Below are 23602 nucleotides of genomic sequence, written 5' to 3' on the forward strand. Positions count from 1 at the left end.
CGTTTTGCGGATAATGACGCGGTACGGCAGCGAACTCAACGGAGGCATGACCATGCATTACCTGCTCACCTACGACCTCGTCGACGATTATCTCGAACGGCGAGGTCAGTACCGCGATGCGCATCTGGCGCTCGCATGGCAAGCGGCCGAGCGCGGCGAACTGCTCTTGGCCGGCGCCCTGGAATCCCCCGTCGACACGGCCGCCCTGCTCTTCGAAGGCGACTCGCCGGCTGCGGCGGAAGCGTTTGCGAACGCCGATCCCTATGTAGCCCATGGACTGGTGAAGTCGTGGCGCGTGCGCCCGTGGAAAACGGTGGTGGGGAAGATGGCGAGTTCGCCGGTGCGTTAAGCGCGACGGCCATTGCACGCCTCCGGATCCGCGATTGCCGTATCGCGTGCCGTGGATGCACGAACAACTCGCCGCAGAAAAACAAAACGCGCTTGGCGATGAAGCCAAGCGCGTTTGTCGACAACCGATTGAGCGTCGTGCTTTCGGAAAGCTCCGAGAGTCACGCCGGTAAATCTGGCGTCCCCTAGGGGATTCGAACCCCTGTACTCACCGTGAAAGGGTGATGTCCTAGGCCTCTAGACGAAGGGGACATAAAGTCTTCCGTTTTGGTGGAGGTAAGCGGGATCGAACCGCTGACCTCTTGCATGCCATGCAAGCGCTCTCCCAGCTGAGCTATACCCCCGTACGGCGAAGAAGTGAGACTATAGCGCGGTTTTCGAAGGTTGGGAAGCCCCCGCCCCAAAATATTTGGCCCGGACGCGACGTATCGGCGTCCATCCCGATCGGCCATGCCCCGCTCGCGCTCACTGACTGAGTCCGCGCGCCTCGATAGGCCACAGCCCTTCGACTCGTCCGTGTCGCACCGCGACGTATCGGTCGTAGAGATTGACTGTTGGGTCGCAATGCCCCGGCACAAGCAGAATCGGCTCGCCGAGCCAGGGAGCGCCGTCCTCGTCGGGCGACGCCAGTTCGAGCACGCCATGCTCGTCCGACGCCGTGCGGTATTGCGGCTGGCCCGCCTGTTGCGACGACCAGAAGCGCGGCAACCCGGAATCGGTCGCCACACTCTTGAGTCCCGCGTCGCAAACGATGATGCCCGCGCGGGCCGTGCTCATGACTGTCGACGCGAGAAAGAGACCGTGACGAAAGCGCCAGTCGTCGCGCCATTCCAGCGAGCCATAATGACCGTCGAGAAACACATACGAGCCAGGCTGAACCTCCGTGTAAATACCGCTCTCGATGTCGAACTCGGCCGTGCCGGTCCCGCCGCCGGTCACCACTGGACAGGTGATGCCGCGCGCCTCCAGAAAGCGCACATAGGCCGCCGCACGATCGGCGGCAAGCCGCGCCGCGTCGCGTCGCGCGTCCCAGCCATCGACATGCTGCGCACTGCCGTGATACGCCTGCAACCCGCCGAAGCGCAGCCCTTCGTAATGATCGATCGCGTCGATCAGCTTGCCCACGGCCTGCGTGGAATCGACACCGCAACGCCCCTGCCCCACATCGACCTCGGGCAGCACCGCGATGCGCACACCGGCGCGCTGTGCCGCCTTGCCGAGCGGCGCCACCTGACGCACGTCGTCCACGCACACGGACAGCGTCACGCGCGCGGCCATCGCCACGGCCAGCGCCACACGGGCTTCGCCAACGAACTCGTTGCTGATGTGGATGCTGCCGATGCCCGCGTTGACGAACGGAATCGCCTCGGTGATCTTCTGACAGCAGATGCCCACCGCGCCCGCCGCCATCTGCGCCCGGGCAATCGTGGCGCACTTGTGCGCCTTGGCATGCGGACGCACCGCCACCCCGCGCGCGGCCGCCGCGCTCGCCATGCGCGCGACGTTCGCGTCGAAGGCGTCGAGATCGAGCAGCAAGGACGGCGTTGCCACCTGGGCAAGCGAATCGCCCACACGGGCGACCGGCGGCACCGCAAGACGCCCCGAGGCGGCGGTCGAAGCGATCGAAGCGATCGAAGCGATCGAAGCGATCGAAGAGGCCGAAGAGACCGAAGAGGCCGAAGCCGAAGCCGAAGCCGTATTGTCCGAATCGGGCATCACAATCCTTTGAAAGGCGTTTGCAAAAAATCGGCATTCACGCGGGCAGCGCGCGGTCCAGCACACACGCCACATGGAGCGCTTGCGTCTGCGCGCCATCGTGGATCTGATGACGGCAACTGGTGCCGTCGGCAACCACAATGGTATTCTCGCCGCGCTGTCTGACCGCCGGCAATAGCGTCAATTCGGACATCGCTCGCGACGTGTCATAGTGCTCGGCCTCGTACCCGAAACTGCCCGCCATGCCGCAGCATGACGATTCGATCGATGATACCTTCAGCCCCGGCACCCATCCAAGCACCGCCGTGACGGGCGAGAACGCGTCGAACGCCTTCTGATGGCAGTGCCCGTGCACCAGGGCTTCGCCCACACCGTCGGGCAGCGCGCGCCAGGCGACGTCGAAGCGCCCCGCCGTCTTCTCACGAACCAGAAATTCCTCAAAGAGAAACGCGTTGTCGGCCAACTTGCGGGCCGCATCGCCAAAACCGTAGCTCAGCATCTCGTCACGCAGCGACAGCAGGCACGACGGCTCCAGGCCCACGATCGGCACACCGCGCTCGACGAACGGCATCAGCGCGTCGAGCAGGCGCCGCGCCTCCGCCTTCGCCTCATCCACGAGCCCCGCCGCGAGGAACGTGCGACCGCAGCACAACGGCCGCTCGCCCGAGCGCCGATTCACGTGAACGGTGTACCCGGCGGCTTCGAGCACGCGCTTCGCGGCGCGCGCGTTCTCCGGCTCCATGTAGTTGTTGAACGTGTCGACGAACAGCAGCACCTGGCGCAGCCCCGCCGAATCTGCCGCGCTCGGATCCGCCAGCGACACCTGATGTTCCAGGAACGAAGCCTTCAGCGCCGGCAGCGAGCGCTCCGGCGCCAGGCCGAGCCAGCGCTTCGCCACGTGGCTGCCAGGCAGTCGTTGCACCGCGTCGAGCAGGCCGCCCACACGGCTGGCCCATGGGGCGTAGCGCGGCAGATAGGCGATCAGCTTGTCGCGCAGCGACACGCCATGACGCTTGGCCCGCGCGTGACGCGCCTCGATCTTGAAGCGCGCCATGTCGATACCCGTCGGGCAATCGCGCTTGCAGCCCTTGCACGACACGCACAGATCGAGTGCCGCCTTGACGTCGTCGCTGGCGAGCCCCGCCTCGCCCAATTGCCCCGAGACGGCCAGACGCAACGTATTCGCACGTCCGCGCGTGACGTGCTGCTCGTCGCGCGTGACGCGGTAGCTCGGACACATCGTGCCCGCGTCGAACTTGCGACAGTGCCCGTTGTTGTTGCACATCTCGACGGCCGACGCGAGTCCGTGTGTGGCATCGGTGCCGGTGTCGGGCGCCGTCTGCTCGCCGGTCAGCGCGTCGCGCTTTACGTTCCACGCCGTCCAGTCGAGCGCGGGCGCGATCGGTTGGGCGGCGTAGCCCGGCGCGAAGCGAAACAACTCGCGCGTGTCCATCTTCGGTGGGCGAACCATCTTGTCCGGGTTGAAGCGATTGTCCGGATCGAACAGTTGCTTGATCTCGCCGAACGCCGCGTTCAGCCGCGGACCGTATTGCCACGCCACCCACTCGCCGCGGCACAGCCCGTCGCCGTGCTCGCCCGAATAGGCGCCCTTGTATTCGCGCACGAGCGCCGCCGCCTCTTGGGCAATGGCACGCATCTTCACGGCACCGTCGCGACGCATGTCCAGGATCGGCCGCACGTGCAGCGTGCCCACGCTTGCATGCGCATACCATGTGCCCTCGGTGCCGTTGCGATGGAACACATCAGTCAGGCGCCGCGTGTACTCGGCAAGGTGTTCCAGCGGCACCGCGCAATCTTCGATGAACGACACCGGCTTGCCATCGCCCTTCATGCTCATCATGATGTTCAGGCCCGCTTTGCGCACTTCCCAGAGCGCTTTCTGCGGCCCGGCGTCGGGCATCTTCACCACGACGCCCGGCAACCCGAGATCCGCCATGAGCGTGGCGAGATCGTCGAGCCTGGCGCGCAGCGCGCCGGCGTCGTCTCCCGCGAATTCCACCAGCAGAATCGCTTGCGGATCGCCGACGAGCGCCGTCTCGATCACGGGACGGAACGCGGGGTTGTCCATCGCCAGGTCGATCATCGTGCGGTCGACCAGTTCCACCGCCACCGGCCCCAGCTTGACGATGTGCTGTGTGAGATCCATCGCCTGATAGAACGTGGGGAAGTTCACCACGCCCAGCGTCTTGTGCACCGGCAGCGGCACGAGCCTGAGCGTGATCTGGCGGCTATACGCCAGCGTGCCTTCCGAGCCGACCAGCAGATGCGACAGGTTCGCGACGCCGTCGTCCGTATAGGCGCGCGGGTTCAGGCAGTCGAACAGATCGAGGTTGTAGCCCGCGACACGCCGCAGCACGCGCGGCACACGCTCGCGCAATTCCTCGCGTTCGCGCATGGCAATGGCTTGCACGCTCGCGAGAATCGCCTGCGTGCGGGCGTCGGTGGGCGGCGAATGGAGCGCGCCGAAACGCAGTTGCGCGCCGTCGGCCAGCACCGCATCGATGCTCAGGACGTTGTGCACCATGTTGCCGTACTCGAGGGAGCGCGAGCCGCACGAGTTGTTGCCCGTCATGCCGCCAATGGTGCATTGCGCGGCCGTCGACACGTCCACCGGGAACCACAGGCCGTGCGGCTTGAGCCACGCGTTCAGGTGATCGAGCACGATGCCCGGCTCGACGGTGACCGTGCGCGCCACGGCGTCGAAGGCCACCACGCGGCCCAGCCACTTGCTGTTGTCGATGACGAGCGCCTCGCCGATGGTCTGGCCGCACTGGCTCGTGCCCGCGCCGCGCGCGAGCACCGGCACGCGCAGGTCGCGCGCAATATCGAGTGCGATGATCAGGTCATCCTGATCGCGCGGCACCACCACGCCGATCGGGAAAATCTGATAGATCGACGCGTCGGTCGCGTAGCGGCCACGGCTCGCGCGATCGAAGCACACATCGCCGCGCAGCTCGCGACGCAGACGGTCCTGCAACGGCGTGAGCGCAACGCCGCCGCGCTGCATCGGCATCAGAGGCACTGGCTGGCCGACGAGATTCGGATGCGCGTTCGCGCGAGAGTTCGATTGGGAATTCATGACGTTGCGGGTGTTGGACGGGACGGACCCAGGTCAAATCGGGGCGAGACGATCCTGCCGGGCATGCATGACGCCGGCCCGGCAGGGGTTATGCGCAAGTCAGACGGCCTGACGGGTGGTGCTCGCTGCGGCGGCGTCGCCATCGAGGGAGAATTTGCTCTCGGGCTGCATGCGGAAGGCCAGCACGACACCCAGGGCCATGAGCACCATGCTGCCGACGAACGGCAATTCCCAGTTGCCCGTGCGATCGATGAGATACCCCGAGATCACCGGCGAGAGAATCGCCGCCAACGCCGACCCGGTGTTCATCATGCCGCTGGCCGTGCCCGAGTGTTCCGGCGCGATATCCATCGGAATCGACCACATCGGCCCGATCGTCATCTCGGCGAAGAAGAAGCCGAACGCCAGGCATGCCACCGACACATACAGTTGGTGCGTGAACAACATCGGCACGAGCGAGAGCAGCGTGAGCAGCATGCAGATCGACACCATCCAGCTACGTGCGCGCTTCAGGCTGCCGGTGCGCTCGTACAGTTTGTCGGTCACGATACCGCCCAACGTATCGCCGAGCACACCGGCGAAGAACACGCTCGAGGCGAACAGCGCCGACTTCTTCAGATTGAGGTCGTAGCTGTGCAGGAAGTATTGGGGAATCCACGACAGGAAGAGCCAAAGCGTCCAGCCGTAGCAGAAGTACACGATCGTGACCGGCATCATGCGCTTGAAGAGCGGTCCCCACGGCAACGACGCGCGCTTGGCTTTCACCGGCGGCAACACGGCGAGTTCTTCGGTCGTGATGCGAGGATGATCCTGCGGGCGCTCGGTAAACGTGAGCCCCCACACCGCGACCCACACCAGGCTCACGATCCCGCACAGATAGAACGATTCACGCCAGCCATGCGTGGCCATGATGAACACGACGACGGCGGGCGCCACGGCGTTACCGATGCGCGAGGCCGCGTGCGTGATGCCCTGCGCAAAGCCGCGCTTCTCCTTGGCGACCCAGCGCGACATGGCCGACGTGGCGGCCGGGAACGTGGCGCCCTCGCCGAGGCCGAGCAGCAGGCGCGCGAGTAATAGCGTGACGAGACCGCCCGCCATGCCCGTGAGGATCGTCGCGACCGCCCACAAGGCACCGCACACAAGCAACGTGCGCTTCGCACCGAATCGATCGCTCACCCAGCCGCCGATGATCTGAAAGACCAGATAAGGATAGGCAAATGCCGAGAAGACGAGCCCGATTTCCGTCTTGTTGAGATTGAATTCCTTGCCGAAGCCGGCCGCGGCCGTGCTGACGTTGACGCGATCGAGATAGGTGATGAAATACATGACGCATAGCATCACCAGCACGACCCGGGTCGCTCTGAAAAGCTTCATTGCATGTCTCCTGAAACAGCCTGTGAAGCGCGCCGGCAACATGCCGGCGGCGCAAAAGGTGTTGCGGCGGCCGGGGCCCTTCTATGGTGTGGCCCCGTGCCGTCTGAATGACAGATCAAGCGTTCACTGCGGGGGCGCCCCCAGTCGTTGGCGGCCCCCCATCTCCCAGTCCCTGCGACGACGACGCCTCAGGCGGCCACCTTGAGCGACGGCGTGTCCCGCGCGTGCGCCAGGTAGTCCATTGCGGCAACCACGCCTGACCCGGCCAGCTTCACGCCGGACATCCGCAGCCCCATTTCGCACCCCGAAAGCGTTGCCATCAGCGTGAGGTCGTTGCAGTCGCCCAGATGGCCGATGCGGAACATCGTGCCGCGAATCTTGCCCAGCGCCTGCCCCAGCGACATGTCGAAACGTTCGTAGATGCGCTTGCGCACGTCGTCGGCGTCCACGCCTTGCGGCATGACCACGCCGGTGAGCACCGGGCTGTAGACCGACGGGTCCTGACACTGAATCTCCAGCCCCCACGCGCGCACCGCGCGGCGCGTGGCTTCGGCCAAGCGTTGGTGGCGCGCGAATACGTTGTCCAGCCCTTCCTCGAAGATCATGTCGAGCGCTTCGGACAGGCCATACAGCAGGTTCGTGTTCGGCGTGTACGGCCAGTAGCCGTTCTTGTTCGCTTCGATGATGTCCTGCCAGCCCCAGAACGCGCGCGGCAGCTTTGCGTGGCGACCGGCGTCGAGCGCCTTGGTCGAGACCGCGTTGAAGCTGATGCCCGGCGGCAGCATCAGTCCCTTTTGCGAGCCCGAGACGGTGACGTCCACGCCCCATTCGTCATGACGGTAATCGGCCGAGCCCAGGCCCGAAATCGTGTCGACGAGCAACAGCGCGGGATGTCCGGCCGCGTCGATGGCACGGCGCACGGCGGCGATGTCAGACGTGACGCCCGTCGAGGTTTCGTTATGCACTACGCACACGGCCTTGAGCGCGTGCCCGGTGTCGGCGCGCAGACGCGCTTCGATCATGTCGGGCTGCACCCCGCGGCGCCAGCCGTCGGTCCCCGGCAGGCCGATGAACTCGGGCTTCAGGCCGAGACTCTCGGCCATCTTCTTCCACAACGTGGAGAAATGCCCCGTCTCGAACATCAGCACCGAATCCCCCGGCGAGAGCGTGTTCGACAGCGCCGCCTCCCACGCACCGGTGCCCGATGCCGGGTAGATCACCACCGGCTGCTCGGTCTTGAAAATCTTTTTGATGTCGGCGAGTACCTTGCGACCGAGCGCGCCGAACTCCGGGCCGCGATGATCGATCGTCGGGTAACTCATGGCGCGCAGAATGCGATCGGGCACCGGGCTGGGCCCCGGAATTTGCAGGAAGTGACGGCCCGAGGGATGGAAATCAAGCTTCAACATGAACGTCTTTCTCCTCTTGAAAATTCTCTTTTGAATTTTGCATGCAAAATACTTTAGCAGAGCACGCCACTTTCGCAAGAGGTCGGAAGCCGTTTTAATACAGTCGTTTACCCTAGCGTTACGAGCAGATCGCGCGATACGTTACAATCGCGAACATAGGGATTTACGGATTTTGAATACAAAGCATGGAAAACACGTCGACGATTGCCGCCCCAGACATTCCGCGAGTGGAGCGCCTGCGCTTGCACGACACGGTCGTCGAGCACCTGCGCAAGCTCATCATCGAGGGCGTGCTATCGCCGGGCGTGAAACTCAATGAACGGGAGTTGTGCGAGACCCTCGGCATCTCGCGCACGCCACTGCGCGAGGCCTTCAAAGTGCTGGCCGCCGAGGGACTGATCGAGATTGCGCCGAATCGCGGGGCAAGCGTTGCCCGCATGACGGAGAAGGAAATCCGGGAGATGTTCGAGCTGATGAGCGCGCTCGAAGCGTTTTCAGGCGAGTTGGCCGCCGAACGGATGACGCCCGTCGAGCTGGCCGAAATCAAGGCGCTGCATTATGCGATGCTCGCGTGCCGCGCGCAGCAGGATCTGCCGGGCTATTACGCACGCAATCAGGCGATTCACGATCGCATCAATGAAGCCGCGCGCAACGGCGCGTTGCGCCAGACCTATGTCGCAATCAACCGCCGGTTGATGGCGCTGCGTTTTCGCTCGAACTTCCACGCGGACAAATGGGATCGCGCCATTGCCGAGCACGAGCAGATGATCGACGCGCTGGAAAAGCACGACGGCAAACGCCTTGGCGACATCCTGCGCAAGCATTTGCTCGCCAAACGCGACGCCGTGTTGCAAATCCACGCCGAACCGGCGCAAGGCGCGCCGAGCAACTGAATTCGAGCGGCCGTCTGACCCACATTGACAGCGCTCAGACGCTGCCGATTCCGATCACAGTCGGCGCTCGGCCGCTTCGCGTGCGCGACGCGCCAGCACGGCCGGTGACTCAAGCACCTCGCCGGCCAGACGCGCGACGAGCGCCGCGACATGACGACCGTATTGCTTGCCGGCGATCACGTCCACCGGGTCGAGCGCGTAGGCGGCATCGACATCCCCTCCGGGTGCCGTGACGGCCGGAAAATTGGCGAGCGGTTGCAGGGGTGCGCTCGCGCGCGGCGCAATCTCGACCTCATCGGCATCGGCATCGGCCCACAACATGCCCTGCTGCGCGGCGAGCGCCGCGAAGTAGTCCAGCGTGTCGCGTTTGTCGTCGCCGGGACGATAGCTGAACGAAAACCCGCCAGCCACTTTATTGCGCCAGCCGAGCATGCGCCACATGCCGGTCGTCGCATCGGCAAACGCCTTGAACGGCGCGGCGATGCCGCCCTTGAAGGCCGGGGCGCCGAAAATGATGGCGTCCGCCGAAGCCAGGCGCATGAGCATGGCCTCGTCGTGCCACTGCCCGTCGATGAATTGATGCGGCTCGATGCTGAGCAATTGCGCATGCGCACCGGCGTCGTTGACCCCTTGGGCGACGGAATGCGCAATCATGGCGGTCGCGCCGCCTTGCGAGTAATAGACGATTGCGATATTGGACATGGCGTAGTGCTTCCCGAATGGATGTCCGCCCCATGGCACCGCCCGGATCGCGCTTCCGCTGGCTTGTCTGGACATCGGTCAAGGCCAAATGATGCCAGTGAAAACCCTAGGGGAATAGCTGGCAGAATCGAACATGACTGTTCCGCCAACGGTAACAATCGAACGGCGACGCCACGCTGTCGGCCAGTCATCAGGCACCTGACAGGAAGATGGCATGCCGCTGACGGCAAGCCGGGCCGGTGCCCCCAGTGCTGAGACGGGCCGCCTGCGCGCCGCCTTGGGTGCGCTCAAGCCGCCTCGACTCGCCGCGATCGGTGCTCAAGCTCGGGTTGTCCTCGCCATCAAATTTGGGAATAGTCCGCAGGTCGAATACCTCGGTTGGCGCATGGCGCCCGGAAATGCATCCCACGTCGGTCTGCCAACGACTCGGCGCGGCGGTCAACGTCGCTCCGCGCGCCTCGCCTCAATGCTTCAATGCCGCTCCGACGCCCCCAGCCGCTCCGACAACCGATCGGCCAGTTCGCGGATCTGCCGCCCGATGCGCTGCCCGGTGGCCAGGTCGATATCGTTCGTGACGTAACTGACGGCGAGTCCCGCGATGGCGCGTCCGCCGCTCGCATCGAACACCGGCGCACCGAAGCAAATCATGCCTTCGCGCATTTGCCCGTTATCAATCGAGTAGCCCGCGCGCCGCACCTGCGACATCTCCTCGGTGAGCGCGGCATAGGTCCCCACACTCGCACGGGTAAGCGGCGCGGGCCAGGCCCCTGCGAGCAGATCGGCGACCTCGTCGGCGGGCAGCGTCGAGAGCATGGCCTTGCCGGTCGCCGTGTAAGGCGCGGGCAGCCGCATGCCGGTGCGGAAGGTCACGCCGAGCGGCCGATTGCCGTTGTGACAGGCGAGATAGATCACGTCGGTGCCATCGAGCACGGACAGCGTGACGGTCTCCTGCGCGAAGGCGGACGACGCCTCCCAGACCGCGCGGAATTCTTCGGTGACGTGGGTCTGCGACAGGAACGCATTCGCCCATCCCATCACGTACGAGCCCATCGTCATGCCGCCATTGGCGTGGCGCTTCACGAGCCGCAACTTGACCAGCGTGTCGCACAGGCCGTGCAGTGTGCTCTTGGGCACGCCCGTCTCCCTCGCCAGATCGGCCAGCGCGATCGGCTCGGCCGCCGCCGCAATCACATCGAGGATGCGCACGGCGCGCACCACGGCGGGCGCGGTGGTCTTGAGCGGTTCGCCGTCGCGGGCTTCGTTGGCGGCGTTGGCGGGAATATCGAGTTTGCGCTTGGGCATGAATCGGAAATCGGCTTCAGAATGGTCGAAATGGATCGGGGCGGGCTACGCCGCCCGTAGGGTACGGGCAAGTGATGCGGATGCCGCCTTCGGAAAACCCTGAGTTGCACGGAAAACGTTCGATACGTAGAATGAGGTTCAATACATAGAATATCGTTCAATAGATGGAACGGCAAGCGGCGATTCGAGACACTGCCGTGCGTCGTTTCCCCCAACCGGAACTGCCGGCGAGCCCGGCCAACTGCCATGCAACTTAAAGACACCTCCCTCTTCAAGACACTCGCCTGGGTCGATGGCCAATGGATTGCGTCGGACAGCGGCAAGACGCTCGACGTACTAGACCCGGCCACCGGTGAAGTTCTGGCCAAGGTGCCGGAACTCGGCGCGGCGGAAACGACGCGGGCCGTGGCGGCTGCGGAAGCTGCACAAAAGCCGTGGGCCGCGCGCACCGGCAAGGAACGTGCGGCGGTCTTGCGCCGCTGGTTCGATCTGATGGTCGCCAACACGGACGACCTGGCGTATCTGATGACGCGCGAGCAGGGCAAGCCGCTGGCGGAGGCCCGTGGCGAGATCGCCTATGCAGCGAGTTTCATCGAGTGGTTTGCGGAAGAAGCCAAGCGTGTGGATGGCGACGTGCTCGCCACGCCCGCCTCGGACAAGCGTCTGGTCACGCTCAAGCAACCGGTCGGCGTGTGCGCGGCGATCACGCCGTGGAATTTCCCGGCAGCGATGATTACGCGGAAGGTGGCCCCGGCGTTGGCCGCAGGCTGCGCGATTGTGGTGAAGCCTTCGGAACTGACGCCGCTCTCCGCCTTTGCCCTGGCCGAGCTGGCGCACCGCGCCGGAATTCCGGGCGGTGTATTCCAGGTGGTAACGGGCGACGCACGCGCGGTGGGTGGTGTGTTGACGTCGCATCCGGGGGTGCGCAAGCTGTCGTTCACGGGGTCCACAGCGGTGGGTCGACTGCTGATGGCGCAGTGTGCGCCGACGGTCAAGCGCATGTCGCTGGAGCTGGGCGGCAATGCGCCGTTCATCGTGTTCGACGATGCCGATCTCGATGCCGCCGTTGACGGCGCGATCGCGGCGAAGTACCGCAATGGCGGGCAGACGTGTGTGTGTGCGAATCGCTTCTATATTCAGGACGGCATTTACGACGCCTTCGCGGAAAAATTCGCCAAGCGCGTTGCGGGCATGAAGGTGGGCAACGGTCTGGAAGACGGCGTGGTGGTCGGCCCGCTGATCGAGGGCAAGGCGGTCGAGAAGGTCGTGGCGCTGGTGGACGACGCGACGTCGCGCGGCGCTCGCGTGTTGGTGGGCGGCACCGCGCACGCGCTGGGCGGCACTTATTACACACCGACGGTGATTGCGGAGGCCACTTCGCAAATGCGCGTGGCGCGTGAGGAAATCTTCGGTCCGGTCGCCCCGCTGTTCCGTTTCACGCACGACGCGGACGCCGTCGCCTTTGCGAACGATACGGAGTTCGGGCTCGCGGCTTATTTGTACACGCGCGACATCGCACGGGCATGGCGCACGGCCGAAGCGCTGGAGTACGGCATGGTGGGTCTGAACACCGGCCTGATCTCGAATGAGGTGGCGCCGTTCGGCGGCATCAAGCAGTCGGGGTGGGTCGCGAGGGGTCGCGTTATGGCATCGAGGAATATCTCGAAATGAAGTACCTTTGCCTGCAAGTGTGATGGCTGGGTAACAGATCAGGCTCACGCTCAGGCTCGCATCGTTCGGTGGCGCGCGGCGCGGTGCCCGACGGCGCCAACCGCATCGACCGGATAGATCGCGACAGGCTTGTCGCGCATGGGGTGGTGAAGGTCTCACGAGGAAATCGGCCATGAACGCTTTTCGTTTCCAGACGGTTCCGACCGTCGTTGTGGAATTTGGCGCGGCGCGCCGTCTGGGGGCATTGCTGCGCGAGCAATATCCGACGGGCACGCGCTTGTGCGTGGTGACGGACGGCTTTCTGCACAAGAGCGGCTTGCTGGCCCCGGCGCTGGCGGATCTGGCAAAGCATGACTGGCAGGTGTCGGTGATCGACGATGTGATCGCCGACCCGCCGGAGCATGTGGTACTGGAAGCGGCCCAACGCGCTCGCGCGGCCGACGCGGAGATCGTGCTGGGGTTGGGCGGCGGCTCGTCGATGGATGTGGCGAAGCTGCTTGCGGTGCTGCTGCCAGGCGCGCAATCGCTCAAGGAGATGTATGGCATCAAGAAGGTGACGGGCACGCGCCTGCCGCTGGTGCAGATGCCGACGACGGCCGGTACGGGCTCGGAAGTGACGGCCGTGTCGATCGTGACGACGGGCGAGACGACAAAGATGGGGGTTGTCTCGCCGCAGCTTTTTGCGGATCTGGCGATTCTGGACGCGGAACTCACGCTCGGTCTACCCCGCGCGGCCACGGCTGCCACAGGCATCGACGCGATGGTGCACGCGATCGAAGCTTATACGTCCGCTCACCTGAAGAATCCGATCTCGGACACGCTCGCCGTGAAAGCGCTGGAATTGCTCTCGCGCAATCTGCTGAGCGCCTGTCACGACGGCAACGATCGCACCGCTCGCGAAGCCATGCTGGTCGGCGCGATGTTCGCCGGACAAGCGTTCGCCAATTCGCCGGTCGCCGCCGTTCACGCCCTGGCTTACCCGATCGGCGGCATCTTTCATGTTGCTCACGGTCTCTCGAACGCGCTCGTGCTCTCGCACGTCATGCGCTTCAATGCCCCCGCCGCCAGCCAGCACTACGCGGAACTGGCCGATGTGATTCTGCCCGCCAAGGCCGCCGGCAGCGATGACGCTAAAACCGATGCCCTCATCCGGCACATCGAATCGTTGATCGTCGACACCGCCATTCCTCGAACACTGCGTGAAGTGGGCGTGAAAGAAACCGACCTCGCTCGGATGGCCAGCGACGCGATGCTGCAAACCCGGCTTCTCGTGAATAACCCGCGCGAAGTGACCCAGGCCGATGCTTTTGCTATTTATCGTGCGGCGCTTTGATTGACGCCCGGGCGCCGGCTTCGGACGCCCACAGTGCTTATCAAATCCCGGGGCCCCTGCTTCATTCCCCCACAGTGCTTATCAAATCCCGGGGCCCCTGCTTCATTCCCCCACAGTGCTTATCAAATCCCGGGGCCCCTGCTTCATTCCCCCACAGTGCTTATCAAATCCCGGGGCCCCTGCTTCATTCCCCCACAGTGCTTCCACGACGGACCGGAGCCCCTTTCCGCCTCTCAGACATAAACCCAACTCGCTGCAGAAAGGGGCCCCGATCCGTCTCTTCCCCACCCCCTACCCCTCCCCCCCGCTTTCCCATGCGCCCTCGCTACGGCCTGCGTTCTCACCCTGCCGGTGCGCTCGCCAACGTCGCCACCACCGTCTCCACCAACTCTGACGCATCGACCGCACTCACGTCCGAATCCGTCTGCAACGGCGTCGACCGACACGCCGGAGTGAGCCTGAGATACGGCGGCTCGGCCTTCGCAAACAATGTGACGCTCGGCGTCACCGTCGTGTGCGCCACATGCATCAAACCGCCATCAGCCCCACGAACAACGCCGCATTCGCAATCACTCGCTTCGCATCGCGTAACGTCAACTCACCCACCAACGACGTCAGCTTCAAATGAACAAACTTCGCCTCCATCAACGCGCTCGCCGCTTCGATACCATTGCCCGACCCCAATAGCACTACGCCATCAGGCATTCCCGGCGCATAGGCAATGTCGTACGCCTGCAAGAATTCGCGCCAATGCGCATACGTCCGGCGCGGCTCGACACCCCCCATCGCCAATACCAGGAACGTCCCCGGCGTGAGTTGCCCCGCAACCGCCTCAGGCAACGCCGACTCCTGTCGCAAGTAAGGCTTCGCGCGCACAAACAAGTCGTCAGACGCCAAGCCCAGCGAAAAGACGTCGTTGACCGCCGCAAGGCTGAACTGCGTCTGGTTGCGGTCCGGGCCGTGAAAGAATCGGAACAGGCACGCAAACGGCAACGACGGAAAATATTTCCGCTTCAGCCGCAGCGTCGGATAGTTGAACTCCTGCAACACGACGACGTCGTAGTCGCCCGGCTTCACGCTGGCAGGATCGTCGTACACGTGACGGAAGATATCGTCGCCCTCGAACACAGCCTTCAGGCCCGACGTGATGAGTAGATCGACCGGCCCCTCGCGCCCACGCAACAAGGCACGGCCCGACACATCCATCACCGCATCGCCGACCGATGCCTTGCCCCCATAGATCCACAGCACGCGCGCACTCGGCGACACCCGACGCACCTCGCGGCTCGACTGCCCGCTCAACGCAAGCCGCAAGCGGCGATGCAGGTATTTTTTGGCAACGGTAAGCGACGACGTGCGCTGCAGGAATACGTCGGGCTCGTGGTACACCCAGGCATAAGGAATGCGGGTGCTCGGTTCGGTGAGAGCGCCCAGTCGGCGGGCAATGAAGCGCTGCAATGGCATGATGGATTCGAAAGCGACTCGGCCGCAGCGCTGGCCCACAAGGCCCGTGAACCGGGCTCACTTCGAGGCGTCAGGCGGCGGCGTCAGAAGTTGGGGAGTATGCCACGTCTGCCCCACCTGACGGCGACGCAACACGTCGCCGCCTGCACCACCGGGCGTCGCCCTGACTCGCTCACACCACCTGGAAATGGTGCGTTCCGTCGCGATGCAACTGGTCGACGAGCCCATACTCCCAATCGAGATACGCCTGCATCGCCTCGGCCGCGTTGTCGGTGCCCTCGTATGGGCGACGATAGCGATCGTCGCGCGGACTGGCCAGTCGCGTCGGTCCCGATTCGAGCGGCAGCCCGGCCTGGATCCACGCCTGCGTGCCGCCGTCGAGCACTACGATCTCGGCATCGGTCAGGCGCCGCAGATCGGCCGCCGCAAAGCGCGCGAGCAAGCTGGAACCACAGGTAATCACGTATCGCCGCGCAGGGCCGACCTCCCGCAAGGCCTCGGCCAGGCGCGCGCGAATGACGAACCACGCCCCCGGAATGTGACGTTTGACGTAGTTGACGCCCGAGGTGACGTCGAGCACCGCGATCTGTCCCGACTCGGACTCGTCAAGCCAGCGCGCGAGCACGGCCGGCGCGACGGTCGCAACGTCGGGCGCGCTCGGCGTATGCAACGGCCATCCGCCCTGGGCACTGCGCGCTTCGTCGCCATGCGGCTCGACGACGTAGACGGTCCAGCCCATCTGGGCAAGCCACGAACCGGTCATGTCGGCCCGCACGCCATTGTCGTCCGAGAGTACGATCCACGCGCCGCGCACCGGCGCCTGATGGTCGGTCTCCTGCACGAGCTGTCCGCCTGGCGCATTGGCAAAGTCGGGCAAGTGCCCGGCAGCGTAGTCTTCGGGCGTGCGCACGTCGAAACGATAGACGGTGCGCCCCGGTGCGCTCAATGCGGGCACGTCGCCCACCGCGATTCGGCGCACGCCCGCACGATCGGCGATAGCGCGCGCCCCTACGCGCGCGACGGCCAGCGTGGTGTCGCTCACCTGTGCCGGGTGCCGACGATCGGCCCCGCGCTCGAGTGTCTGACCGGCCAGCGTCCAGCCGATGGTGCCGTTGCGCAGCGCCGCCACCGGATTCGGCAGGCCGGCGTTCACGAGCGATTGCGTGCCGATGATGCTGCGTGTGCGTCCTGCGCAATTGACGATCACACGCGTGGCCGGGTTCGGCGCAAGTTCGCGCACGCGCAGCACGAGTTCCGCACCGGGTACGCTGGTCGAGCCGGGAATGTTCATGGTCTGGTATTCGTCGAAACGCCGCGCGTCGACCACGACCACATCGGCATGCGCATCGAGCAATGCCTGGACTTCCTGTGCAGAGAGCGACGGCGTATGACGCAGCCCTTCGACCCATTCGCCAAAGGCTTTGCTCGGCACGTTGACGTCGCGAAAGACTTCTCCGCCGGCCGCGATCCAACCGCCGAGGCCGCCCGCGAGACAATTCACGTTGGTGTAGCCAAGCTTGCGCAGCACGCCGGCCGCCCGCGGCGCCAGATCCTCGCCGCCATGCTCGCCATAGACGACGATGCGTGTGTCGCGTCGCGGAATGCGCGCCCAGGCGTCGATTTCGATGCGCGAGAGCGGAAGATTCGCCGCCCACAACGGGTGCGCCTGCGCGAACGGATCTTCTTCGCGAACGTCGAGCAACGCAATCTCCTCACGGGCGAGCAGCGCGGCGCGTACGTCGGCAAAGGTCAGTTCGGGGAAGGCGGGATCGTCGGCAGCAAGGGTCGGAGCGGTTGTCTGCGACGGCGCATCGGTCGAGAAAGAGGACACGGCAGTTCCTTGAATTCGTCAAACGTCGATTCGGTTTGAGTCTCGGTGCGGCGGGCTCGCGCATCCGCACAACCGGACAGCTATTGTGGCAGAAGCCGCCCGCATGCGTGATGTGCGGCAACGCCATGCTTCGGCCTGCGCCGCGCAAGGCCGGGTCGCATCAGCCACTTGGCGTGCGCCGCGACACCTTACCCGCGCGGTTCCGGTCATTGCGCGTTGGCATAGCCGGAGACGAAGCTTTTGCGTTCGCCCGATTCGGTAAACATGCTTCGACGCACTGCGCCAATGTTCGCGCCATAGACGTGGATACTCACCGAGACCCGGTCGGCGTAGGCGTTGCTCACGCGGTGAATGTCCCCCACGCGTGGCGAGAGAACCTCGACATCGCCCGGCAACAAACGCACCGACTTGCCCGTCATGACCGGCACGCCGTGCGCGTCGAGCCGATAGGGTTGTGAATCCTCGGCCCCGCGCAGCATGCCGATCAGGCCCCACACGGTGTGGTCATGAATCGGCGTAACCTGCCCCGGCCCCCAGACGAAACTCACGACAGAAAAGCGCTGCGCCGGATCGCAATACAAGAGGTATTGCTGATAGTGCTCGGGATGCGGCGCCGCGAACGCGGCTGGCAGCCAGTCGTCACGCGCGACGAGTTGCGCCAGCAGGCCCGCGCCGGCGTCGAGTAACGTCGTCTCGTCCGGATGCCCCTCAAGCAGTCGCGAGAGCGCCGCGACAAACGTGTGCAGCGGATCGAGCGCATTGTCATCCGGGTCGGGCAACTCCCCGAGGCCGCGATGCCATCCCTTCCTTGATGCATATGCCCCCCTAAGTTTGGCGCGCTCGCCGGCGAACCGGCGAACGCATGTGGTAGCGTAACGCTTTGCATTCCCTCGTGCCCGCGCGCCCTCCGCGCCTGTCTCTTATGCTCGATTTCGATGCCGACGCGCTGATGCGCCTCGTCACCACGCCCATGCCGTTCGGCAAACACAAGGGCACGCTCATCGCCGACCTGCCCGGCAATTACCTGAGCTGGTTCGCCCGCGAGGGCTTTCCGCCGGGCGATATCGGCCGCCTGCTCGCCCTCATGCACGAGATCGATCACAATGCGCTGGGTGAATTGCTGCGCCCGCTACGCGATCAGGCGCGGACCGCTCGTCCCCGGTAAGCCGAACGGCCGCCCGCCCCTTCGCGCGGCGCTCAGCCCCGCGCGGTGCCCGCAAGCATCGGCGGCAGCCGGCGACGCACCCACTGCGTTTGCTGCTCGTGCGCATGCGCCAGTTGCAACACCGCGAGATCGGCCTGCGCCGGCCCGATGATTTGCAGTCCCATCGGCAACCCGCGCGCATCGAATCCGACCGGCACGCTGATCGCCGGCAGTCCGGCCAGCGTCGGCCCGATCACCACTTCCATCCACCGATGATAGGTGTCCATCGGCTTGCCCGCGACGGACGACGGCCAGTGCATTTGTGCGTCGAACGGGAAGACCTGCGCCGAAGGCAGCAGCAGGAAGTCGTAACGCTCGAACAGCCGCGCGAGCGAGCGATACCACTCGCTGCGATCAACGGACGCGCGATATACATCGGCCGCTCGTAACGCATGCCCGCCCTCGACTTCCCACTGCGCCTCCGGCTTGAGCTTGTCGCGACGCGCAGGGTCGGCATACAACTCGCCCAGCGAGCCGCTCACGAGCCAGTGACGCAACGTGAGCCACGTCTGCCACAATCGCTCCGGCGCGAAGTCGGGCGCACAAGATTGCACTTCGCACCCCATCGCCGTGAAGTCGCGCAACGATGCCTCGCACAGGGCCATCACACCGTCTTCCATCGGCAGATGGCCACCGTAATCGCCCAGCCAGCCCAGCTTCAATCCCTTGACGTCGCGCTGCAACGCGCTCGCGAACGGCACCGCGCCATGCGCCTGCGCCAGGCAAAGCGGACTGCGCGCATCGTAGCCCGCTTGCGTGGCAAGCAGTTGGGCGACGTCGGCGACAGAACGCCCCATCGGCCCCTCGGTGCTCAGTTGCTGGACGAACAACTCCGGCGCCGGACCATAGGGCACCCGGCCCTGCGACGGCCGGAACCCATACACGTTGCCGAACGCGGCCGGATTGCGCAGCGACCCCATCATGTCGCTGCCATCCGCGACCGGCAACATGCGCAGCGCAAGTGCGCTGCCCGCCCCGCCGCTGCTGCCACCTGCGCTGCGCGTCGGGTCGTAGGCGTTGCCTGTGGTGCCAAAGACGGGGTTGTAGCTATGCGAGCCCAATCCGAACTCGGAGACGTTGGTCTTGCCGATGAAGATCGCGCCCGCCGCGCGGATGCGCGCAACGCCGATGCTGTCCTGGGTGTCGGGCGCCGCCGACGTCAACGGCGATCCTTTACGCGTGGGAAATCCCGCGCACGCGGCGAAATCCTTCACCGCATGCGGCATGCCGTGCATCCACCCCAGGGACTGGCCATTGGCCAACTGCTGGTCGCGCTCGTCGGCCCGCGCAAGCAAGGCGTCGGCATCGTGCAAGGACACGATGGCGTTGACCGCCGGGTTGTAATGCGCAATGTGCGTGAGATAAGCCTGCATGACCTCGCGACACGACACGCGGCGCGTGTGAATGGCGTCGGACAACGCCAGCGCGTCGAGCGCGACGATCTCATTCAAGGGCGGGGCATGGGGGCCGAGGTGCCGGCTGCGCCGGCACGCGAATCGGCAGCCTGTATCGGCTGAGCGGGTTGAGCTGGCGCTGAGGCCATGTCGGTCTCCTTGGCGGTGGCGTCGTCCTGTGCAACGCCGTTGTCTGACGCGTCATTGTCGGTCAAACCCGCCAAGGATGCCGAGGGAAAATTATCTCCCCCGACGCAGGCAACACGTTAGTTCATATCTTCAATGAAGACCGGCACATCAATGTGCCAGCGGGTCGAGACCGGTGGACTCGACTTCCTTCGCCACCGCGGGTGCGGCGAGGTACGTCAGCAGTTTCTTCGCTTCGTCCGGATGCGGCGCATTCACCGGCACGCCACCGGCGAAACGCGTGACCGATTGCAGCGACTCGGGAATCTTGCCCGCGAACGCAGCTCCCTTGACCGGCAGCAGTTCGCTGACTTGCTGTAGCCCCAGCGCATACTCGCCGGCGGCGACCTTTTCGGCCACAGGCGTCTTCTGCACCATCACACCCTTGCCCCGCATCTGGTCGACGATGCCCAACTTCTTGAAGAGCTCGCGCTCGACGTACACACCGCTTGCGCTGTCGGAGTATGCGACTGACTTCGCGGCGAGCAGCGCGGCCTTGAGCTTTTCGGGCGTGCTGACGTCTGGCACCACGTCGCCCGCTTTCACGACAACGCCAATGCGCGAATCGGCCAGGTCGACGCGGGAATCAGCGCGCACCTTGCCGGCCTTGATGAGACCGTCGAGGGCGTAGCCGACCATGATGACGGCATCGGCAGACTCGCCACGCGCCAGACGGTTGGGGATCGCCTCGGGCGCCTTGCCCATCGACGGCCCCCACGCGGTGTCGACATGATCGCCGCTCGACGCCTCGAACTTGGGCAGCAGCAACTTGTATGCGGCCGTGAAGCCGCCGGAGTTCATCACGTGCAGGTCTTCCGCGCTGGCCGCCGTGGTGCCGAGCAGTGTGGTCAGGGCGATGCCTGCGCCGAGCGCGGCGAGCAGGTGTCGGGGTGCGCGCAGGCGCGCCGGAAGGGCGATGGCTTTCATGGCAGTGTCTCTCTGAATTTTGCTTTTGGGGATGGATGCGCGTCGGCACCCGTTTTGGGGAAGCGTTGCCGGGCGCGCCCGCGAACGGGGCGCGCCTGCCGCGTGGCTCAGCCGGCGGCGAGTTCGGTACGGGGGCGGCCCTGCCCGCCGGGACGGCGTCGGTAGAGGGCCAGCGTCGCGCAAATCGCACACAGCGCGGCGAAACTCATCAGGTAGCCCGGCGCGGCCTTGTCGCCCGTGGCGTGGATCAGATACGTCGACAACGCCGGCGTGAAGCCACCGAAGATTGCCGTCGCGAGGCTATACGCGAGCGAGAAGCCAGCCACTCGCACGTCCGGCGGCATGACCTCGGTCAGCGCCGGAATCATGGCGCCGTTGTACATGCCGTAAAGGAACGACAGCCACAGCAGCGAAATCAACATGCGCGCGAAGCTCGGAGCCTGCACGAGGAACGTGAGCACCGGGTAGGCGGACACCAGCGTCAACCCCGCGAAGATCAACAACACCGGGCGACGGCCAATGCGGTCGGACAGCGTGCCGCCGATCGGCAGCCAGATGAAGTTCGACACGCCCACGCACAGCGTGACGAGCAGCGCATCGGCGCTGGTCAGGTGCAGCACGCTCTTGCCGAAGGTTGGCGCGTAGATGGTGATCAGGTAGAACGCCGTCGTGGTGAGCGCCACGAGCATCGTACCGCCGATCACGGCGCCGGCGTTGGCGCCCATCGAGCGGAACACTTCGCCCACGGACGGATGACGCTTGCGCTGCTTGAATTCCTCGCTCTCCTGGAGCGAGCGGCGCAGCGCGAAGATCACCGGCACGATCATGCACCCCACGAAGAACGGCACACGCCAGCCCCATGCCGCGATCTGCTGCGCGTTGAGCGTGAGCGAGAGCGTGAAGCCGAGCGCCGCCGAGACGACAATGGCGACCTGCTGGCTCGCGGACTGCCAACTCGTGTAGAAGCCCTTGCGTCCCGGCGTGGCGATTTCCGCCAGGTACACCGACACGCCGCCCAGCTCGGCACCCGCCGAGAAACCCTGCAGCAAGCGGCCGATCAGCACGAGCACCGGTGCCGCCAGACCAATGGTGGCGTACCCTGGCACAAAGGCGATGAGGATCGTGCCGCTCGCCATGATCGCCAGTGTCGTGACCAAGCCCTTGCGGCGGCCGACGTTATCGATATACGCGCCCAGCACGATCGCGCCGAGCGGTCGCATCAGGAAGCCCGCGCCAAAGACGGCGAAGGTCATCATGAGCGATGCGAACTCGCTGGTCGCCGGAAAAAAGACGTGCGAGATATGGGTGGCGTAAAAGCCGAACAGGAAGAAATCGAACTGCTCGAGGAAGTTGCCGGCGGTGACGCGCACGACCGCGCCGGCTTTTGAGGGGCGACGCGAAACCGCGTCGTTGGGGCGCTGTGACATGCGCTGTCTCCTTGTTGCCGGCAGCCCGGGAGATCGGGCCGCCAATGTAGCTTCGGAATGCGCCTCTGCCAGGGACGTTTGAATCGTCATGAGCGCTTTTTGGAAGTTGCCAATGGTGCGCCGGAAGTTCCCGATTTGTGAATTGCAAGTTTTGGAAGCATTGATGCACATATGCGATCAATCGTAGGATGCTGATGCGTCTACCGAGCGGTAACGGGCTACACTCCGCACCGCAACCAAGCCTCGGCGTGTTCCGGCCGTCGGAGTGCCTCGAGGCGTCTACCCGACTTTCTGCTCCCAACGTCATGGCGATCAACTTCGATCTGAACGATTTGCAGGCATTTCGCGCGGTGGCGCAACTGGCGAGCTTTCGCCGCGCGGCCGAGTCGATCCATCTCTCGCAGCCCGCGCTCTCGCGCCGTATCGACAAGCTCGAGGACGCGCTCGGGGTCAAACTCTTCGAGCGCAGCACGCGGCGCGTGGCGCTGACAACCGTCGGACGCGCGTTCGCCCGCGACGCGGAGCGGATTCTGGACGATCTTGACAACGCCCTGCTCGGCATACGCGATGTGGCGTCGTCGAGCCTCGGGCACGTGACCATCGCCTGTGTGCCGTCGGCCGCGTATTACTTCATGCCGCAGGTCATCTCACGCTACCACCAGGCGTTTCCGCGCATCCGCATCTCGGTGCTCGACGCAAGTGCCAATGAGGTGCTCGCGTCGGTGGCGAATGGCGATGCCGATTTCGGGTTGAATTTCATCGGCAGCCAGGAGCCGAACATCGAGTTCAAGCTCCTGTTGCAGGAGCGCTATGTGGCGGCCTGCCGGCGCGACCATGCACTCGCGGGCAGAAAGCGGGTGACGTGGCGTGAGCTTTACGAATACGACTACATCAGTGTCGGCCGCGTCTCGGGCAACCGGCTGCTGCTCGATCAAGCGCTCACCTCGCTGTCACAGCGCCCGCCAAGCATCTGCGAGACACAGCACGTCACCACCATGCTCGGTCTGGTCGAAGCGGGGCTCGGCGTGGCGGCCGTGCCGACGATGGCAATGCCGGGTAGCGAACATCCGTTGCTCACGAGCGTGCCGTTGGTCGATCCCGTCGTGACGCGCCGCATGGGGATGATACGCAGCAAGGCGCGGCCGCTCTCGCCGGCGGCGGCACAGTTATATCGTTACGTGGCCGAGATGAAAGTGCCATCGCGGCGTCGCACGGGCGGAGATGCCTCATAAAAGCTAACCGCTTTCAACGCACGCACTGAAACATTTTGTTACTGGCCTTACGAGACATGAAACATTGGGGTGACGGCGGCACGGTC

19 protein-coding genes, 2 tRNA genes and 1 pseudogene are annotated in these 23602 nt (G+C 65.0%); 7 read left to right on the top strand and 15 right to left on the bottom strand.

Annotated features, from left to right (window positions below; all coding sequences use genetic code 11):
• The first annotated feature begins 52 nt into the window (after nucleotides 1–52).
• The gene (locus DRB87_RS16040; protein ID WP_130026614.1) at nucleotides 53–349 is read left to right on the top strand and encodes a YciI-like protein; all 297 of its coding nucleotides are present in this window, start codon (nucleotides 53–55) and stop codon (nucleotides 347–349) included.
• A 175-nt stretch (nucleotides 350–524) separates the two neighbouring features.
• On the opposite strand, the gene DRB87_RS16045 is transcribed toward DRB87_RS16040, so the two are convergent.
• The 3 genes from DRB87_RS16045 to DRB87_RS16055 form a co-directional block, all read right to left on the bottom strand.
• Nucleotides 525–600, bottom strand: a tRNA-Glu gene (locus tag DRB87_RS16045).
• A gap of 16 nt (nucleotides 601–616) precedes the next feature.
• Nucleotides 617–692: transfer RNA gene (locus DRB87_RS16050), tRNA-Ala, on the bottom strand.
• A 121-nt stretch (nucleotides 693–813) separates the two neighbouring features.
• Nucleotides 814–1899, bottom strand: coding sequence for a DSD1 family PLP-dependent enzyme (locus DRB87_RS16055; RefSeq protein WP_130027904.1), 1086 nt, complete (start codon nucleotides 1897–1899; stop codon nucleotides 814–816).
• Between DRB87_RS16055 and DRB87_RS23295 the strand changes: the two genes are divergently transcribed.
• The gene (locus DRB87_RS23295) at nucleotides 1841–2077 is read left to right on the top strand and encodes a hypothetical protein (protein WP_206100127.1); all 237 of its coding nucleotides are present in this window, start codon (nucleotides 1841–1843) and stop codon (nucleotides 2075–2077) included. The two genes, DRB87_RS16055 and DRB87_RS23295, sit on opposite strands and share 59 nt — an antisense overlap.
• A gap of 24 nt (nucleotides 2078–2101) precedes the next feature.
• Here DRB87_RS23295 and DRB87_RS16060 read toward each other — a convergent pair whose 3' ends face one another.
• From DRB87_RS16060 to DRB87_RS16070, 3 genes are all read right to left on the bottom strand, one after another.
• Nucleotides 2102–5098: an FAD-binding and (Fe-S)-binding domain-containing protein gene (locus tag DRB87_RS16060; RefSeq protein ID WP_240756324.1), complete on the bottom strand. Its 2997-nt coding sequence runs from the start codon at nucleotides 5096–5098 to the stop codon at nucleotides 2102–2104.
• Between the two features lie 165 nt (nucleotides 5099–5263).
• Entirely contained in the window at nucleotides 5264–6541 is a 1278-nt protein-coding gene (locus DRB87_RS16065; protein WP_130026616.1) for an MFS transporter, read from the bottom strand.
• 188 nt (nucleotides 6542–6729) lie between these two features.
• Entirely contained in the window at nucleotides 6730–7950 is a 1221-nt protein-coding gene (locus DRB87_RS16070) for an alanine--glyoxylate aminotransferase family protein (protein WP_130026617.1), read from the bottom strand.
• A gap of 185 nt (nucleotides 7951–8135) precedes the next feature.
• Here DRB87_RS16070 and DRB87_RS16075 point away from each other — a divergent pair, with 185 nt between their 5' ends.
• The gene (locus DRB87_RS16075; RefSeq protein WP_130026618.1) at nucleotides 8136–8843 is read left to right on the top strand and encodes a GntR family transcriptional regulator; all 708 of its coding nucleotides are present in this window, start codon (nucleotides 8136–8138) and stop codon (nucleotides 8841–8843) included.
• 54 nt (nucleotides 8844–8897) lie between these two features.
• Here the strand turns inward: DRB87_RS16075 and DRB87_RS16080 are convergent, their stop codons facing one another.
• Nucleotides 8898–9545 carry a flavodoxin family protein gene (locus DRB87_RS16080; protein WP_165385342.1) on the bottom strand — a complete coding sequence of 216 codons (648 nt, stop codon included), beginning with the start codon at nucleotides 9543–9545 and terminating at the stop codon, nucleotides 8898–8900.
• 471 nt (nucleotides 9546–10016) lie between these two features.
• Nucleotides 10017–10847 (bottom strand): IclR family transcriptional regulator, encoded by an 831-nt coding sequence (locus DRB87_RS16085; RefSeq protein WP_130026620.1) that lies wholly within the window; start codon nucleotides 10845–10847, stop codon nucleotides 10017–10019.
• Between the two features lie 246 nt (nucleotides 10848–11093).
• Between DRB87_RS16085 and DRB87_RS16090 the strand changes: the two are divergent.
• Both DRB87_RS16090 and DRB87_RS16095 read left to right on the top strand, forming a co-directional pair.
• Nucleotides 11094–12541: pseudogene (locus tag DRB87_RS16090) on the top strand (NAD-dependent succinate-semialdehyde dehydrogenase).
• A 149-nt stretch (nucleotides 12542–12690) separates the two neighbouring features.
• Nucleotides 12691–13851, top strand: coding sequence for an iron-containing alcohol dehydrogenase (locus DRB87_RS16095; RefSeq protein ID WP_130026621.1), 1161 nt, complete (start codon nucleotides 12691–12693; stop codon nucleotides 13849–13851).
• 340 nt (nucleotides 13852–14191) lie between these two features.
• On the opposite strand, the gene DRB87_RS16100 is transcribed toward DRB87_RS16095, so the two are convergent.
• The 4 genes from DRB87_RS16100 to DRB87_RS16115 form a co-directional block, all read right to left on the bottom strand.
• On the bottom strand, nucleotides 14192–14380 hold the full coding sequence (locus tag DRB87_RS16100) for a hypothetical protein (protein ID WP_130026622.1): 189 nt from the start codon (nucleotides 14378–14380) through the stop codon (nucleotides 14192–14194).
• A complete protein-coding gene (locus DRB87_RS16105) occupies nucleotides 14380–15315 on the bottom strand; it encodes a heptosyltransferase (RefSeq protein ID WP_130026623.1) in 936 nt (311 codons plus the stop codon). The genes DRB87_RS16100 and DRB87_RS16105 overlap by 1 nt, the downstream gene beginning before the upstream one ends.
• 172 nt (nucleotides 15316–15487) lie before the next feature.
• Entirely contained in the window at nucleotides 15488–17068 is a 1581-nt protein-coding gene (locus tag DRB87_RS16110; protein ID WP_130027905.1) for a rhodanese-related sulfurtransferase, read from the bottom strand.
• A gap of 284 nt (nucleotides 17069–17352) precedes the next feature.
• Nucleotides 17353–17925 carry a cysteine dioxygenase gene (locus DRB87_RS16115; RefSeq protein ID WP_130026624.1) on the bottom strand — a complete coding sequence of 191 codons (573 nt, stop codon included), beginning with the start codon at nucleotides 17923–17925 and terminating at the stop codon, nucleotides 17353–17355.
• A 143-nt stretch (nucleotides 17926–18068) separates the two neighbouring features.
• Between DRB87_RS16115 and DRB87_RS16120 the strand changes: the two genes are divergently transcribed.
• The gene (locus DRB87_RS16120) at nucleotides 18069–18311 is read left to right on the top strand and encodes a DUF3820 family protein (RefSeq protein WP_130026625.1); all 243 of its coding nucleotides are present in this window, start codon (nucleotides 18069–18071) and stop codon (nucleotides 18309–18311) included.
• A 32-nt stretch (nucleotides 18312–18343) separates the two neighbouring features.
• Here the strand turns inward: DRB87_RS16120 and DRB87_RS16125 are convergent, their stop codons facing one another.
• The 3 genes from DRB87_RS16125 to DRB87_RS16135 form a co-directional block, all read right to left on the bottom strand.
• A complete protein-coding gene (locus tag DRB87_RS16125; RefSeq protein WP_130026626.1) occupies nucleotides 18344–19801 on the bottom strand; it encodes an amidase in 1458 nt (485 codons plus the stop codon).
• 240 nt (nucleotides 19802–20041) lie between these two features.
• Complete coding sequence (locus DRB87_RS16130; protein ID WP_130026627.1) at nucleotides 20042–20857, bottom strand: substrate-binding domain-containing protein; 816 nt, start codon at nucleotides 20855–20857, stop codon at nucleotides 20042–20044.
• 107 nt (nucleotides 20858–20964) lie between these two features.
• Nucleotides 20965–22284, bottom strand: a complete 1320-nt coding sequence (locus tag DRB87_RS16135; RefSeq protein ID WP_130026628.1) for an MFS transporter — start codon at nucleotides 22282–22284, stop codon at nucleotides 20965–20967.
• A 305-nt stretch (nucleotides 22285–22589) separates the two neighbouring features.
• On the opposite strand from DRB87_RS16135, the gene DRB87_RS16140 reads away from it, so the two are divergent.
• The gene (locus DRB87_RS16140; RefSeq protein WP_130026629.1) at nucleotides 22590–23516 is read left to right on the top strand and encodes a LysR family transcriptional regulator; all 927 of its coding nucleotides are present in this window, start codon (nucleotides 22590–22592) and stop codon (nucleotides 23514–23516) included.
• The last annotated feature ends 86 nt before the right edge of the window (nucleotides 23517–23602 follow it).

The sequence above is a fragment of the Pandoraea sp. XY-2 genome, assembly GCF_004193915.1.
In the GTDB taxonomy this organism is placed as follows: domain Bacteria; phylum Pseudomonadota; class Gammaproteobacteria; order Burkholderiales; family Burkholderiaceae; genus Pandoraea; species Pandoraea cepalis.